The 15,292-nt window shown below is 64.1% G+C and carries 12 protein-coding genes and 1 pseudogene; 3 read left to right on the plus strand and 10 right to left on the minus strand.

The features are described 5' to 3' along the window. Window positions 1-41: 41 nt before the first annotated feature. The 10 genes from G3N59_RS14900 to G3N59_RS14945 all read right to left on the minus strand — a co-directional run bounded on the left by G3N59_RS14900 (window position 42) and on the right by G3N59_RS14945 (window position 11,252). Window positions 42-671, minus strand: a complete 630-nt coding sequence (locus tag G3N59_RS14900) for a DUF502 domain-containing protein (RefSeq protein WP_205983386.1) — start codon at window positions 669-671, stop codon at window positions 42-44. A gap of 80 nt (window positions 672-751) precedes the next feature. After that, on the minus strand, window positions 752-1,117 hold the full coding sequence (locus G3N59_RS14905; RefSeq protein WP_205983387.1) for an FmdB family zinc ribbon protein: 366 nt from the start codon (window positions 1,115-1,117) through the stop codon (window positions 752-754). A gap of 201 nt (window positions 1,118-1,318) precedes the next feature. Then, window positions 1,319-1,951, minus strand: coding sequence for a methyltransferase domain-containing protein (locus G3N59_RS14910; RefSeq protein ID WP_205983388.1), 633 nt, complete (start codon window positions 1,949-1,951; stop codon window positions 1,319-1,321). Window positions 1,952-2,017: 66 nt separating this feature from the next. Continuing rightward, on the minus strand, window positions 2,018-3,601 hold the full coding sequence (gene ubiB / locus G3N59_RS14915) for a ubiquinone biosynthesis regulatory protein kinase UbiB (RefSeq protein ID WP_205983389.1): 1,584 nt from the start codon (window positions 3,599-3,601) through the stop codon (window positions 2,018-2,020). 3 nt (window positions 3,602-3,604) lie between these two features. After that, on the minus strand, window positions 3,605-4,267 hold the full coding sequence (locus G3N59_RS14920; RefSeq protein ID WP_205983390.1) for an SCP2 sterol-binding domain-containing protein: 663 nt from the start codon (window positions 4,265-4,267) through the stop codon (window positions 3,605-3,607). A gap of 136 nt (window positions 4,268-4,403) precedes the next feature. After that, window positions 4,404-5,399, minus strand: coding sequence for a TIM44-like domain-containing protein (locus G3N59_RS14925; protein ID WP_205983391.1), 996 nt, complete (start codon window positions 5,397-5,399; stop codon window positions 4,404-4,406). A gap of 36 nt (window positions 5,400-5,435) precedes the next feature. Continuing rightward, window positions 5,436-6,167, minus strand: coding sequence for a bifunctional demethylmenaquinone methyltransferase/2-methoxy-6-polyprenyl-1,4-benzoquinol methylase UbiE (ubiE, locus tag G3N59_RS14930; protein WP_205983392.1), 732 nt, complete (start codon window positions 6,165-6,167; stop codon window positions 5,436-5,438). Window positions 6,168-6,268: 101 nt separating this feature from the next. Then, a complete protein-coding gene (locus G3N59_RS14935; RefSeq protein WP_205983393.1) occupies window positions 6,269-6,682 on the minus strand; it encodes a DUF971 domain-containing protein in 414 nt (137 codons plus the stop codon). Between the two features lie 46 nt (window positions 6,683-6,728). Beyond that, window positions 6,729-7,163, minus strand: coding sequence for an HIT family protein (locus G3N59_RS14940; RefSeq protein WP_205983394.1), 435 nt, complete (start codon window positions 7,161-7,163; stop codon window positions 6,729-6,731). A 42-nt stretch (window positions 7,164-7,205) separates the two neighbouring features. Then, window positions 7,206-11,252: an FAD/FMN-binding oxidoreductase gene (locus tag G3N59_RS14945; protein WP_205983395.1), complete on the minus strand. Its 4,047-nt coding sequence runs from the start codon at window positions 11,250-11,252 to the stop codon at window positions 7,206-7,208. 639 nt (window positions 11,253-11,891) lie between these two features. Between G3N59_RS14945 and ilvA the strand changes: the two genes are divergently transcribed. From ilvA to queF, 3 genes and pseudogenes are all read left to right on the plus strand, one after another. After that, the gene (gene ilvA, locus G3N59_RS14950) at window positions 11,892-13,418 is read left to right on the plus strand and encodes a threonine ammonia-lyase, biosynthetic (RefSeq protein ID WP_241023451.1); all 1,527 of its coding nucleotides are present in this window, start codon (window positions 11,892-11,894) and stop codon (window positions 13,416-13,418) included. A 23-nt stretch (window positions 13,419-13,441) separates the two neighbouring features. Further along, window positions 13,442-14,329, plus strand: a pseudogene (locus tag G3N59_RS14955) (5'-nucleotidase); the annotation flags it as partial. A gap of 77 nt (window positions 14,330-14,406) precedes the next feature. Continuing rightward, complete coding sequence (queF, locus tag G3N59_RS14960) at window positions 14,407-15,231, plus strand: NADPH-dependent 7-cyano-7-deazaguanine reductase QueF (protein WP_205983397.1); 825 nt, start codon at window positions 14,407-14,409, stop codon at window positions 15,229-15,231. The last annotated feature ends 61 nt before the right edge of the window (window positions 15,232-15,292 follow it).

Consider the following 15,292-nt stretch of genomic DNA (forward strand, 5'->3'; position numbering starts at 1 on the left):
AGGCCGCGTGCGCCTCTTGGAGCCGACGCAGCATCCGGTATTTAAAGCGGGGGATCGATGGGGCGTCGCGGAGTCGCGGCTGGCGCGACGACGCCCATCGAAACAATATACTTGAGCGCGGCATCGACCGTCATGTCGAGTTCGACGACTTCGCTCTTCGGCACCATCAGGAAAAAGCCCGAGGTGGGATTGGGCGTGGTCGGCACATACACGCTCACATGGTCTTCCTGCAGATGGTTCACCACGTCGCCGCCCGGAATGCCGGTGAGGAACGCGATGGTCCACGAGCCCTTGCGCGGGTACTCGATCAGGAGCGCCTTGCGAAAGGCATTGCCGTTGCTGGAAAGCAGTGTATCGGAAACCTGCTGGATGCTTCCATACAGCGGACCGATGATCGGGATGCGGCGCACCAGCGCATTCCACCACTCCACCAGCTTCTGGCCGATGAAATTGTGCGTGAGCAGGCCCACCACGAAGATGAACGCCAGCGTGAGCACCGCGCCCAGACCCGGCAGATGCACTGGCGGGCGCCACGACTCCGGCAGCAGCAACAGCGTCTGATCCATCGTGCTGATGACGAGATTCAGGACCCACAGCGTGAGGGCCAACGGCACCAGCACGAGCAGGCCGGTCAGGAATACCGATTTTAAAGTCGCTTTCTTGATCGTCATGTACACGCCATCCAGGCCGCGCGCGTGGCGCGGCGCTTACGCCGCCTGACCCCGGAAAACCGGAATCGGGCCGCAGGGTTTCAGGTCGAGCCTGCCGTGCTCGTGCTGCTTGCGCTGCTTGTGCCCGCAGCCGGCGCTGCCGGAGCGCTCGCCGTTGCCGGCGCGCTGTCGGCCGCAGCCGTTTTGGACTCGGACGACGACGCGCTGTCGGTCTTCGCGCCGGTCGCAGCCGCGCTCGCCCCGTTGCCGCCATTGCTGTTATTGCCGCCACGGAAATCCGTGACGTACCAGCCCGAGCCCTTCAGCTGAAAGCCAGCCGCAGTAACCTGCTTGCGAAATGCGTCCGCACCGCAGCTTGGGCACTGCGTCAGGGGCGCATCGCTGATCTTCTGCAGACAGTCCTTGTCGAAGCCGCACGACTCGCAGCGGTAAGCGTAGATCGGCATGATCTCTTTCCTGATGAAACGAGTGAAAGTCAGGCGCAAAAACCTGACAAATGCTTGCAAAGCCTTGAATTATAGCCGCAAACGCTCCCCTGGCCTGGGAATTGCCAGGACCAACGAACGCAGCGCGCTCCGGGCCAGATGGGGCCGGCTTGCGCAGGATCAAGAGCGTGGGCAGGTTTTGTGCCGCAGCGCGGCACAGGTTCAGCTTTTACGCCGCCAGGTAAGCCAGCGTTCGCGGCCCTGGAACACCGGCAGCGAGCCTTCCACCGGCTGATCGTCGATCAGCGTGAAATGCGGCGTGAGCAGCGCGTCGAGTTCATCGCGTGCGATGCCGAACGGCGGCCCCTTGGGCGTTTCGCCGATAAAGAAGTAGCCCGCCAGCAACGCGCCCGGCGCGAGCAGTTCGGCCATGCGGCGCGCGTAGTCGGCGCGCTGCACTTTCGGCAGCGCGCAGAGGAAGGCGCGCTCGAAAATCCACGCCGGCGTGAACGGCGGCGTGTAGGTGTAGAAGTCGGCTTGCTCGACCACGTTCGCGTAATCGCCCAGCGCTGCGCGCGCATGCGCAACCGCCGAAGGCGCGAAGTCGATGGCGCGCACCGTGCGGCCGCGCTCGGCCAGCCAGCGCGCTTCCCAGGCGTTGCCGCAACCGGGAATCAGCACGTTGGCGGCGGGATGCGCGGCGGCGAAGGCTTCGAAGGCCGGCAGCACGCCCGCCTGATCCCACGGCGTGAAACCGCGCTCGAAGCGCTCGTCCCAGAACGCGGGCGCGGCCGGATCGCGCGAATCGAATTCGGGCGCCTGCCCTGCCTGACCGGGTTGCGTGGTGTCGCTCATCGTCTCGCTCCTTGTCTTTTTCGGCTGCTTTGCGGCTTCGGCAGGCTGCGTGCCCTGCGTACGCGATCAGCCGCCGTAACCGTAAGCCAGCGCCAGCCACACGCGCGCCGCCACCATGCCCACGCCCACCGCCACGCCGAACACCACGAGGCCCTGCAGCATGCGGTTGGTGCGGCGCTGCTCGGCGAGAATCTGGCGGATCGTCTCGTCGTTGGCGAGATGCGTCGGGTCCTGACGATGCAGCAGCGCGTTATGGATAAGGCGCGGCAATTGCGGCAGCGTCTTGCTCCACTGCGGCGCCTCGATCTTGAAGCGCTCGTACCAGCCGCGCAGACCGATCTGCTCGGTCATCCAGCGCTCCAGATACGGCTTGGCCGTCTTCCAGAGATCGAGTTCGGGGTCGAGCGAGCGGCCCAGCCCTTCCACGTTCAGCATGGTCTTTTGCAGCAGCACGAGCTGCGGCTGGATTTCCACGTTGAAGCGGCGCGAGGTCTGGAACAGGCGCAACAGCACCTGGCCGAGCGAAATATCCTTGAGCGCGCGATCGAAATACGGCTCGCAGACGGCGCGAATCGCGCTTTCCAGTTCTTCGACGCGCGTCGTGGGCGGAACCCAGCCCGACTCGATATGCAGCGTCGCCACGCGATGATAGTCGCGCTTGAAGAAGGCGAGGAAGTTCTGCGCGAGGTAGTTCTTGTCGAAGTCCGACAGCGCGCCGACGATGCCGAAATCCAGCGCGATATAACGCCCGAAATGCGCCGGATCGAGGCTCACCTGGATGTTGCCGGGGTGCATATCGGCGTGGAAAAAGCCGTCGCGGAACACCTGCGTGAAGAAGATTTCCACGCCTTCGCGCGCGAGCTTGGGGATATCGACGCCCGCCGCGCGCAGCCGGTCCACCTGGCTGATCGGCACGCCCACCATGCGCTCCATCACCAGCACGTTGGCCGTGCTGAACTCCCAGTACATCTCGGGCACCATCAACAGATCGAGACCGGCGAAGTTGCGGCGCAGCTGGCTGCCGTTGGCGGCCTCGCGCATCAGGTCGAGTTCGTCGTGCAGATACTTGTCGAATTCCGCAACCACTTCGCGCGGCTTCAGGCGCTTGCCGTCGGCCCACAGGCGCTCGGCCCACACGGCGATATCGCGCAGTAGCAAGAGATCGGAATCGATCACCGGACGCATGTTCGGGCGCAGCACCTTCACCGCCACCGCCTTGCCCGCGTGCTGGCCGGACTTCACCTTGGCGAAGTGCACCTGCGCGATCGAGGCGCTCGCCACCGGCACGCGCTCGAAGTCGTCGAACAGCGTATCGACGGGCGCGCCCAGCGATTTTTCGATGATGTCGATGGCCACCTGCGATTCGAACGGCGGCACCTGATCCTGCAGCTTGGCGAGTTCGTTGGCGATGTCGAGCGGCAGCAGATCGCGGCGCGTCGACAGCACCTGACCGAACTTCACGAAAATCGGGCCGAGGCTTTCGAGCGCGAGACGCAGACGCACGCCCGGCGGTTGATCGAATTTACGGCCGATGGTGGTGATACGCAGCAGCACTCTGACGCGCCGGTCATTGATCCGGCTCAACATCATTTCGTCGAGACCGAAGCGGATGACCGTAAAGAAAATCTTCAGGAAACGCAGAAAACGCATGTCTTAATTGCCTTGTAGCGGGCTCGGGCCGCGCGGCGCCGGGGTCTGAAGCTGGCCCTGGCTCGCGCTGCGCGCTTGTGTTTTTTGTTCAAGGCGCTCGATGCGCTTTTCGACGCGCGCCAGTGCATCGCGCGCGCGGGACAGCTCCGCATTGAAGCCGTCGAGCTCGGCGTGCCGCACGAGCTGCGGATTTTCGTCGAGCAGATATTCGGTGACGGAGCCCAGCACGTTGCGCCCGGTGCGCAGCGCCTGCTCGTGCGCGGCGCGCGCGAACGACGCAATGCGCGAGGCCGGCGCATCGCCGATCAGCTTCGCGAGATCCTCCTCGGGCTCCCAGCGCAGATGCTCGGCAAGCTTGCCGATGATCTGCGCGAATTCGGCGTCGCCCTCGATTTTCACGTGCTTCATGATGGCGGACTGGCCGCCCTGCACATACGAGGACAACGCGCCCGCAGGCAGCGAAAGCGCGACATCGGCGTGAGTTGCGTCCTGCTCCTCGACGGCGGCCAGATAGCCGTCAGGCTGCACGAGCAGCGTGAGCACCACGGGCGGACAGGACAGACGCGCGGTCTTGCCGGCGTATGGAGCGAGGCGGTCGCGGGCCCACGATTCGCGGGCGAGCAGGTGATTGACAGCGGCGGCGAAGGGCTTGGCGGCGAGAGTCATCGGCTTGGAAATAAAAAAACCCGCGCGGGCATCGAGCTCGCGCGGGTTCCTATTGTAGCGTTCGAGGCGCAAAGCCGCGCCGCCACAGGGCGCGGGCTGCCGGACCTCGCCCTGCCGTGCTAACCGCGCTAACCCATCAATGCGCTTCGACCTGCTGGATACCCGCGAGCAGCCAGCCTTCGCCCGTGCTGCGCGACTTCGACAGATTCCAGATCTCGACGAACGGCGCCGCCGCCGCGCCCGCCTCTTCGCGGATCAAACCGGAGAAGCGCACGCTCGCGAGGTATTCGTTGCCGCGCTCTTCCACGGCGAGCAGATCGGCGTTGAGCTGCACGACATCGGTCTGGTTGGTCTGCGCGCCGCGACCCGAGAGATCGACGCGGACTTCGGCGAACATTTCCGGCGTGGTGAATTCGCGGATGTCTTCGATATTGCCCACGTCCCACGCGGCCTGCAGGCGCACGAAGTACACCTTGGCGTTACGCAGGAAAGCTTCGGTGTCGAAACCGGCCGGCACGTCGGGCGCGTTGTTGATCTGCGGCGTGGTGAGCGGCTGCGCTTCGGGCGCGAGGTACTGGCCCGTGGGCGGCGTGGTGTAGCGCGGTTCCTGCGGCTGATAGCCACCCGCCTGATTCAGGCTGGCGCCACCGGTTTGATACGCCGGTTGCTGCGTATCGCGACGACGGCTCATGAACTTGCGGATCAGCCAGATGGCGACGAAAGCGATCAGCGCGATCACGATCATGTTGGCCATTGCGCCGGCGAACGCTTCGCCAAGGCCGAAGTGCGACAGCAGCGCCGCGATACCGAGACCTGCCGCGAGACCCGCGATAGGCCCGAGCCAGCGGTTACGCGCCGGTGCGGGCGTGGCTGCCGGCGCCGGTGCGCCGGGCTGGGCGCGCGCGCCCGCTTGCTGCGTGGGGCTGGGTTGTGCCGGCGGCGGCGTGGTGCTGCGCTGCGACGCCACCGAAGACTGACGGCCGAAGCTGCGGCCGCCACCCATGCGTTTTGCTTCGGCGTCGAGCGAAGCCAGGCTGCCCGCGACGATCGCGCCGATCACCGCGAAGGTGCCGATCCGCCTCGCCCAAGACATAGAAAGCTTATTGAAAGCAGTATTGCGAGTCTCGGACATGGCGGAATTTCCTTTAAAGACAGAGAGTTGGGAACATTAGTACTTTGTTCCGACGTGTAAGGCTACCACGCCAGCTGACAAATTGTAATATTTGACGGCGTCGAGGCCGACTTGTTCCATCATCGTCTTCAATGTTTCCTGATCCGGGTGCATGCGGATCGACTCGGCCAGATACTGGTAGCTCTCCGCGTCCTGGGCAAAACGCTGGCCCAGCCACGGCAGCACCTTGAACGAGTAGACGTCGTACGCCTTCTTCAGCGGCTCCCAGACCTTGGAGAATTCGAGCACCATCACGCGGCCGCCCGGCTTGATGACGCGGCGCATTTCCGCCAGCGCACGATCCTTGTGGGTCATGTTGCGCAAGCCAAAAGCCACCGTCACCAGGTCGAAGTAGTTATCCGGGAACGGAATTTTTTCGGCGTCGCAGAGCAGCGCGGGCGTGATCACGCCCTTGTCGATCAGGCGGTCGCGGCCCACGCGCAGCATCGATTCGTTGATGTCGGTGTGCCAGACTTCGCCGCTCGGGCCGGCCTTCTTCGCGAATGCCATCGACAGATCGCCGGTGCCGCCCGCGATATCGAGCACCTTCGCGCCCGGGCGGATGTTCGCCTGCGCGATCGTGAACGCCTTCCAGGCGCGGTGCAGCCCGCCCGACATCAGATCGTTCATCAGGTCGTAGTTCGAGGCGACCGAGTGGAACACGCCGGCCACCTTCTTCGCCTTGTCCTGTTCGTCGACTGTCTGATAGCCGAAGTGGGTTTTGCTCATCGCGCTCGTCCTTTCGCGGGTCTTGAGCCGGATCGTGTCCGGTTCTTTTTGATGGAGTGCGCCGCGCCCCTCGCGCGGCGGCTGGATCGTAACAGGAAGCGTCAGTGGCAGTGGCCGTGGGCGGCAGGTGCTGCTGCCATCGGCGCATCGCGCTCGACGCCCGCGGCCTTGAGCTTCGCGAAATACTCGGCCCAGAGCGCGTCCTGACGCGTCGCCAGCTCGTAAAGCTGGTCCCAGGAATAGATGCCGGTATTGTGGCCGTCGGAGAAAGTAGGCTGCAGCGCGTAGTGGCCGACGCCTTCGAGCGCCGTGATCGTCACTTCACGCTTGCCGGTCTGCAGCGTCTCCTGGCCCGGGCCGTGGCCGCGCACCTCGGCGGAGGGCGAAAAAACCCGCATCAGTTCGAACGGAATGCGGTAACTCTCGCCGTTCGCATACTGCAGTTCGAGCACGCGCGACAGCGCATGCACCACGACGCCGGTCGGCACCGGCGTATCGGATTTCAGTCCACTCATGATCGTCCCTGTTCGATCGATGCGATCCCGGGCCGCGCAGCGACGCTCACGAAGCCTGCGCCTGCTCCATTTCCTGGCGCACCGCCTCGCGCAGCAGCGTCGCCTGCGCACGGCGCTGGCCGAGCATCGCTTCGGACACCGTACGCTGGCGCGGCGACCAGACCGACATCGGAAAATGCGCGTCGTTGGTAAAGCGCGGAATCACGTGCCAATGCACATGCGGCACCTGGTTGCCGAGACTCGCCAGATTCACCTTCGACGGCTGCATGATGCGGCGCAACGCACGCTCGACCGCATAGACCGCGCGCATAAGGTGTTCCCGGTCCGCATCGGCGAGATCCGAGAACTCGGCGACATGCGTATTCCAGATCACCCGGCAAAAGCCGGGATAGTCGACTTCGGCGGTGGCGAGAACGACGCGCATACGCTCGTCTTCCCACAGCACTTCACCGCCTTCCTCATTACAGAATACGCATCCCATCGTCGTCCTCGAACCCGTGTTACGGAAAATTTGGCGCTAGCATTAAACCAGCACGCGCTCGATTCCGCCATTGTTCGCGTGGTTCACGTAGTCGGCCATCCAGTTTTCGCCGAGCACGTGACGGGCGATCTCCACCACGATGTAATCGGCTTCCACGTTGGCGTCCTCGTTGTAACGCGACAGACCCTGGAGGCAGGACGGGCACGACGTCAGAATCTTGACGTCCTGCGGCTTGCCCTGACCGCCCGCTTCCTGCGGCGTAGCCGGTTGCACGCCATTCGCACCGTTGCCGATGATCGGAATGTCGCGCAGCTTGGCTGCACCCTTGCGGATTTCCTCTTCCTTGCGGAAACGCACCTGCGTCGAAATGTCCGGGCGCGTCACCGCCAGCGTGCCCGACTCGCCGCAGCAACGATCGTTCTTCTCGATCTTGTAGCCGTCCTTCTCCGAACCCATCAGCTCATTGACGAGCTTGACCGGGTCGATCGTCTTGATCGGCGTGTGGCACGGGTCGTGGTACATGTAGCGCGTCCCCGACACGCCATCGAGCTTGATGCCCTTCTCGAGCAGGAACTCGTGGATGTCGATGATGCGGCAGCCCGGGAAGATCTTGTCGAATTCATAACCGGCGAGCTGGTCGTAGCACGTCCCGCACGACACCACGACAGTCTTGATGTCGAGGTAGTTGAGCGTGTTCGCCATGCGGTGGAACAGCACGCGGTTGTCCGTCACGATCTGCTCGGCCTTGTCGAACTGACCCGAGCCGCGCTGCGGATAACCGCAGCACAGATAGCCCGGCGGCAGCACGGTCTGCACGCCCGCTTCCCAGAGCATGGCTTGCGTGGCCAGCCCCACCTGCGAGAACAGACGCTCCGAACCGCAGCCCGGGAAGTAGAACACCGCTTCCGAATCCACGCTGGTGGTCTTCGGGTTGCGGATGATCGGCACGATCTTGTTGTCTTCGATGTCGAGCAGCGCGCGCGCCGTCTTCTTCGGCAGGTTGCCCGGCATCTTCTTGTTGACGAAGTGGATCACCTGCTCGACCACCGGCGCGCGGCCCGTGGTTGCGGGCGGATGCGCCGCCTGTTTCCTGACGAACTTCTTGAGCACGTCGTTGCCCAGACGCTGCGCCTTGTAGCCCACGCCCATCATCGCGGTACGCGCGAGATTAATGGTCTGCGGATTGGTGGCGTTGAGGAAGAACATGCCCGCCGCGTTACCCGCGTTGAACTTCTTCTTGCCCATCTTGCGCAGCAGATTGCGCATGTTCATCGTCACGTCGCCGAAGTCGATCTTGACCGGGCACGGCGTCACGCACTTATGGCAAACCGTGCAGTGGTCGGCTACGTCGTTGAACTCGTCCCAGTGCTTGATCGACACGCCGCGGCGCGTCTGCTCTTCGTACAGGAAGGCCTCGACCAGCAGCGAGGTCGCGAGAATCTTGTTGCGCGGGCTGTACAGCAGGTTCGCGCGCGGCACGTGCGTGGCGCACACCGGCTTGCACTTGCCGCAGCGCAGGCAGTCCTTGACCGATTCGGCGATCGCGCCAATATCGGACTGCTGCATGATCAGCGATTCGTAGCCCATCAGGCCGAACGACGGCGTGTAGGCGTTGCGCAGGTCGGCGCCTTCGAGCAGCTTGCCCTTGTTGAAGCGCCCTTCCGGGTCGACGCGCTGCTTGTAGGCGCGGAATTCGGCGATCTCGTCTTCGGTGAGGAATTCGAGCTTCGTAATGCCGATGCCGTGCTCGCCCGAGATCACGCCGTCCAGCGAACGCGCGAGCTTCATGATGCGCGCCACCGCGACGTGCGCGTCCTGCAGCATCTCGTAGTTGTCCGAGTTGACCGGCAGGTTGGTGTGCACGTTGCCGTCGCCGGCGTGCATGTGCAGCGCCACGAACACGCGCCCGCGCAGCACCTTCTTGTGGATCGCCTGAGCTTCGTCGAGGATCGGCTTGAAGGCGCCGCCGTTGAAGATCTGGCGCAGTTCCGCGCGGATTTCCTGCTTCCACGAGATGCGCACCGTGCGGTCCTGCGTCACGTGGAAGACGTTGACGTCGGCCTGCACGTCGCAGCGGTCGGCGAACTTTTCCGCCAGCGCTTCGTAGCCCAGTTGCACGAGATAGTGCTGCGCCTCGCGCAACGGCATGTCGAGCTTTTCGCCCACGAAGGTCCAGCGCTCGCGCACGCGCTTGAGCAGATCGAGCGCCTGCTGCACGCGGTCTTCGAGCAGTTCCGCCGACGGAATCTCGTTCGCGTCGTCGGTCTTGCCGAGCGGCAGCTTGCCGTCCTTGAAGAACGCTTCGAGCGCGTCGACCAGTTGCAGCTTGTTCTTGATCGACAGCTCGATGTTGATGCGCTCGATGCCGTCCGTGTATTCGCCCATGCGATCGAGCGGAATCACGACGTCTTCGTTGATCTTGAACGCGTTGGTGTGCTTTGCGATCGCGGCCGTGCGGCTACGGTCGAGCCAGAAGCGCTTGCGGGCTTCGGCCGACACCGCGACGAAACCTTCGCCGCTCTTGCCGTTGGCCATGCGGATGACTTCCGAGGTGGCGCTGGCCACGGCGTCGGCATCGTCACCGACGATATCGCCGATCAGCACCATCTTCGGAAACGCGTTGCGCTTGCTCTTGGTCGCGTAGCCGACGGCGCGCAGATAGCGCTCGTCCAGATGCTCCAGACCCGCGAGAATCGCGCCGCCCTGCTTCGAGGTCTCGAACAGGTAATCCTTGATTTCGACGATGCTCGGGATCGCTTCGCGCGCCTGGCCGAAGAACTCCAGACAGACCGTGCGCGTGTGCGCGGGCATCTTGTGCAGGACCCAGCGCGCCGACGTGATCAGACCGTCGCAGCCTTCCTTCTGGATGCCCGGCAGACCCGCGAGGAATTTATCGGTCACGTCCTTGCCGAGACCTTCCTTGCGGAACACGCGGCCGGCGATGTCGAGCGATTCCGTGCGCAGCAGCTTTTCGCCCGGCGCGTACTCGCCGTCGAACCACTTCAGTTCGAAACGCGCGACTTCGATGTCGTGAATCTTGCCCATGTTGTGGTCAAGACGCGTGACTTCGAGCCAGTTGCCCTGCGGATCGACCATGCGCCACCAGGCGAGATTGTCGAGCGCCGTGCCCCACAGCACGGCCTTCTTGCCGCCCGCGTTCATCGCCACATTGCCGCCGATGCACGAGGCATCGAGCGAAGTCGGATCGACGGCGAACACGAAGCCCGCCGCGTCCGCCGCTTCGGTCACGCGACGCGTCACGACGCCCGCGCCCGAGAAGATCGTCGCGACCTTGCGGTCGACGCCGGGCAGATCGGTCATCTCGACCGGGCCGAGCTGTTCGAGCTTTTCGGTGTTGATGACCGCCGAGAACGGCGTGAGCGGCACGGCGCCGCCCGTGTAACCGGTGCCGCCTCCGCGCGGAATCACGGTCAGACCGAGTTCGAAACACGCCTTGATGAGACCGGCGATTTCCGCTTCGGTGTCGGGCGTGAGGACCACGAACGGATATTCGACGCGCCAATCGGTCGCATCCGTCACGTGCGAAACACGCGCGATGCCGTCGAAACGAATGTTGTCCTTCTGCGTCTGCTTGCCCAGCACCTTGGTGGCGCGGCGGCGCAGCTCGGCCATCTTGTCGAATTCGGCGGCGAATGCTTCGATCGCGCGGCGCGCCGATGCAACCAGCGTTTCCACGCGCGTGGCGCGCTCCAGCCCGTCCTTGTCGTTATGCTCGACGAGGTCGGCGCGGCGGCGCTTTTCGATTTCGGCGATGCGGTGATTCAGCGCCTCGATCAGCAGCGCGCGGCGCTTGGGGTTATCGAGCAGATCGTCCTGCAGATACGGATTGCGGCGCACGACCCAGATATCGCCGAGCACTTCGTACAACATACGTGCCGAGCGGCCGGTGCGACGTTCGGCGCGCAGTTCGGCGAGCGCGTCCCATGCCTGTTCGCCTAGCAGACGAATGACAATTTCGCGATCCGAAAAGGACGTGTAGTTATACGGAATCTCGCGCAGGCGCGGTTCGATGTCGGCAGCCACGGCTGCGGCTGCGCCGTGAGGATCGAAAACTTGAGGTGCGTTCATGGTTGGACGACTCTTTGAGTCAGTCCCGCTCAGTGGGCTGCCAGATGGGCAAGCGGCCTGCATGACGGAAGCTGACGGGGCGCGTGGGGCGCTATTCTGAAATCGAGTCCGCCGGTGGCTCGCGGATGGCGTGCGGTGGCTGATAGCGGACGAAGGGGGTGGGGAAGCATGGCGGCAGCGCTCACGCCGATGGTTCCCCGGCGCTCGGACTTAGCGACACGATCGTGCGTGGCGGGCATGCCGCTGCGCCGCGGGGCGGGTCTCGCGCCGTGCGGGCATCAAATGGGCTGTCCGAGGTTGCCAGTGCATCTTCCGATCCTTGTTTCAAAAAGCGATTTTAACGCATGATCCGCACGCGCGCTGACGGTGCGCGGGAACCGTAGGGACATATAACTTTCATTTTTTGTCATTTGCACACCTTTCGCACACCCTTTGATTCGCCGTCCGGAAGGTCGGGCAATCGACGGCGGGCGCGTTTGCGTGCGCTCCGTATGCCCGCGCGGCCGCCCCGCCCTCGCAGCCAGCGCGCCGGCCGTTGGCGCTATCATTGATGTTTTCGCGTCTTTTGCCGCTTTTTCGGCATTTCGCGCGTTCTGCGCTTTCCCCCGATCACACTGCCGCGCCCGGCGCGCCCCTCGCATGGCCACCCAAGACGATTACCTGAAGAAAGTCCTCACCGCCCGTGTCTACGACGCCGCCCGCGTGACCGAACTCGAACGCGCACCGAATCTTTCGACGCGTCTACGCAACACGGTCCTGCTCAAGCGCGAGGACAACCAGCCGGTTTTCTCGTTCAAGCTGCGCGGCGCGTACAACAAGATGGCGCATCTGTCGGCGGAACAATTGCAGCGCGGCGTGATTACGGCTTCGGCGGGCAATCATGCTCAGGGCGTGGCGCTCTCGGCGGCGCGACTCGGCGTGAAAGCGGTGATCTGCGTGCCGGTGACCACGCCGCAGGTGAAAGTCGATGCCGTGCGCGCCCACGGCGGCTCGATGGTCGAAGTCGTGCAGGCGGGCGAATCCTACAGCGATGCCTACGCGCACGCCGTCAGTCTTCAGGAAGAACGCGGCCTGACCTTCGTGCATCCCTTCGACGATCCCTACGTGATCGCCGGTCAGGGCACGGTGGCGATGGAAATCCTCAGCAAGCATCAGGCCCCGATTCACGCGATCTTCGTGCCGATCGGCGGCGGCGGTCTGGCCGCAGGCGTGGCCGCGTACGTGAAGGCCGTGCGCCCGGAAATCCGCGTGATCGGCGTGCAGACGGACGATTCCTGCGCGATGGCGCAATCGCTGAAGGCGGGCAAGCGCGTCGAACTCAGCGAAGTCGGCCTTTTCTCGGACGGCACGGCGGTGAAACTCGTGGGCGAGGAAACCTTCCGCCTGTGCCAGGAATATCTCGATGACGTGCTGACCGTCGACACGGACGCCCTCTGCGCCGCGATCAAGGACGTTTTCCAGGACACGCGCAGCGTGCTCGAACCGGCCGGCGCATTGGCTGTCGCGGGCGCGAAGCAATACGCCGAACGCGAAGGCATCGACGGCAAAACGCTGATCGCCATCACCTCGGGCGCGAACATGAATTTCGACCGCATGCGCTTCGTGGCCGAGCGCGCCGAAGTCGGCGAAGCGCGCGAAGCCGTGTTCGCCGTGACGATCCCCGAAGAGCGCGGCAGCTTCAAGCGGTTCTGCGAACTGGTCGGCACGCGCAGCGTCACCGAATTCAATTACCGCATCGACGATGCCGAGCGCGCGCATATCTTCGTCGGCGTGCAGATTCGCAACCGCGGCGAATCAGCGCAGATCGCGCAGAGTTTCGTCGAGCACGGTTTCCCGAGCGTCGATCTCACCGGCGACGAACTCTCGAAGCAGCACATCCGCTACATGGTGGGCGGGCGTTCGCCGCTCGCGCATGACGAACGCCTGTTCCGCTTCGAATTCCCGGAGCGTCCGGGCGCGCTGATGCGCTTCCTTTCGTCGATGGCGCCGAACTGGAATATCAGCCTGTTCCACTACCGCAATCAGGGCGCGGATTACAGCTCGATTCTGGTCGGCATCCAGGTGCCAGCGGCGGAAGACGCGGAGTTCCGCCGCTTCCTCGCGACGCTCGGTTATCCGCACTGGGAAGAGACGCAGAACCCGGCTTATCGTTTGTTCCTCTCGTAATCTCGCTGGCGAGGCTCAAGAACGTGTCCGTTTCGCTCTCCGACAAACTCGTCGTCGCGATCTCGTCGCGCGCGCTCTTCGATTTCGAGGAAGAGAACCGCGTCTACGAGGACGGCGACCTGCGCGCCTACGAGGCGCTGCAGCGCGAGCGTCTGAATCTGCCCGCGCGGCCGGGCGTGGCGTTCGCGCTGATCCGCAAGCTGCTCGCGCTCAACAACGGCGCGCATCACGTCGAAGTCGTGATCCTCTCGCGCAGCGATCCGATCAGCGGGCTGCGCGCGTTCAGTTCCTGCCGCGAGCATCAGCTCGATATCCAGCGCGGCGTGTTTACGCGCGGACGCGAGCCCTGGCATTACCTCAAGCCGCTCAACGCGTCACTGTTTCTCTCGGCGAATCCAGAGGACGTGCGCGGCGCGCTCGACGCCGGATTTCCCGCCGCGCGCGTGTTTCCAGAATCGGCGACAATGGCGGAGCACACGGCGCACGAGATTCGCATCGCGTTCGACGGCGATGCGGTGCTGTTTTCCGACGAAGCCGAGCAGATCTTCCAGCGCGATGGCCTCTCCGCCTTCGTGAGCCACGAACGCGACAACCGCGAACTGCCGCTCGCGCAAGGTCCGCTCAAGCCGCTGCTCGCGGCGCTGAACCGCCTGCAGAAACTCGCGGATGCCAACGCGCAGATGCGCATTCGCACCGCGCTCGTGACCGCGCGTTCGGCGCCCGCGCATGAGCGCGCGATCCGCACGCTGATGGCCTGGAACATCGAAATCGACGAAGCGATGTTCCTTGGCGGACTCGACAAAGGCCCGTTCCTGCGCGAGTTCGAACCCGACTTTTTCTTCGACGACCAGATCCGCCACTGCGAATCGGCCCGCTCGGTCACAGCGACCGGGCACGTGGCGAGCGGCGTGGCCAATCCCGTGGACGCCGTGCGCGCAGCAATGCGCGCGGGCGCCACGAACGACGCATCAACCGAAACCAGCGCACCATGACTCCCGAACAATCTCCGCTCGGCAAGGCTTCCAGCTACACCGAGCAATACGACGCCAAGCTGCTGTTCCCGATTCCGCGCATCGGCGCGCGCGAACAGATCGGCATCGGCGCGCAACTGCCCTTCTTCGGCACCGATATCTGGAACGCCTACGAGCTTTCGTGGCTCAACGCGCGCGGCAAGCCGCAGATCGCCATCGCGACGTTCTTCATTCCCGCCGATTCGCCCAACATCGTCGAATCGAAGTCGTTCAAGCTGTATCTGGGCTCGTTCGCGCAAACGAAGTTCGAATCCGCCGATGAAGTGCGCGACATTCTCAAGCGCGATATTTCGGCGGCCAGCGGCGCGTCGGTGTCGGTGAAACTCGACCAGCCGGGCGCGTTCGGCAAGATTGCGTTCGAGGAATTCGAAGGCCTGTCGATCGACCGTCTCGATCTGGACGCCGAGATCTATCACCCGGACGCCACGCTGCTGAAGGCCGCGCACGAGGAATCGCCGGTGGAGGAAACGCTGGTGTCGAACCTGCTGAAGTCGAACTGCCCGGTGACCGGCCAGCCCGACTGGGGCAGCGTGCAGATTCATTACGTAGGACCGCAGATCGATCAGGCCGGGCTGCTGCGCTACATCATCTCGTTCCGCAATCACACGGGCTTCCACGAGCAATGCGCCGAGCGCATCTTCATGGACATCCTGCGCGAGTGCAAACCGGACCGCCTCGCGGTCTACGCGCGTTACACGCGTCGCGGCGGGCTGGACATCAACCCGTTCCGCACCAACTTCAATATGCCGATGCCGGACAACGCGCGTCTCGCGCGTCAGTAAGCGCCAATAGTCGTGAGTTGAAGCAAAAAAGCGCCGGTTTCTGCCGGCGCTTTTTCATTGC

The sequence above is a fragment of the Paraburkholderia sp. Ac-20340 genome (assembly GCF_017104965.1).
Classification (GTDB): Bacteria; Pseudomonadota; Gammaproteobacteria; order Burkholderiales; family Burkholderiaceae; genus Paraburkholderia.

Bases quoted from the DNA above. Each gene is read 5' to 3' on its own strand.
- G3N59_RS14900 (WP_205983386.1), bottom strand. From the start codon at position 671: ATGACGATCAAGAAAGCGACTTTAAAATCGGTATTCCTGACCGGCCTG.
- G3N59_RS14905 (WP_205983387.1), bottom strand. From the start codon at position 1,117: ATGCCGATCTACGCTTACCGCTGCGAGTCGTGCGGCTTCGACAAGGAC.
- G3N59_RS14910 (WP_205983388.1), bottom strand. From the start codon at position 1,951: ATGAGCGACACCACGCAACCCGGTCAGGCAGGGCAGGCGCCCGAATTC.
- ubiB (WP_205983389.1), bottom strand. From the start codon at position 3,601: ATGCGTTTTCTGCGTTTCCTGAAGATTTTCTTTACGGTCATCCGCTTC.
- G3N59_RS14920 (WP_205983390.1), bottom strand. From the start codon at position 4,267: ATGACTCTCGCCGCCAAGCCCTTCGCCGCCGCTGTCAATCACCTGCTC.
- G3N59_RS14925 (WP_205983391.1), bottom strand. From the start codon at position 5,399: ATGTCCGAGACTCGCAATACTGCTTTCAATAAGCTTTCTATGTCTTGG.
- ubiE (WP_205983392.1), bottom strand. From the start codon at position 6,167: ATGAGCAAAACCCACTTCGGCTATCAGACAGTCGACGAACAGGACAAG.
- G3N59_RS14935 (WP_205983393.1), bottom strand. From the start codon at position 6,682: ATGAGTGGACTGAAATCCGATACGCCGGTGCCGACCGGCGTCGTGGTG.
- G3N59_RS14940 (WP_205983394.1), bottom strand. From the start codon at position 7,163: ATGGGATGCGTATTCTGTAATGAGGAAGGCGGTGAAGTGCTGTGGGAA.
- G3N59_RS14945 (WP_205983395.1), bottom strand. From the start codon at position 11,252: ATGAACGCACCTCAAGTTTTCGATCCTCACGGCGCAGCCGCAGCCGTG.
- ilvA (WP_241023451.1), top strand. From the start codon at position 11,892: ATGGCCACCCAAGACGATTACCTGAAGAAAGTCCTCACCGCCCGTGTC.
- queF (WP_205983397.1), top strand. From the start codon at position 14,407: ATGACTCCCGAACAATCTCCGCTCGGCAAGGCTTCCAGCTACACCGAG.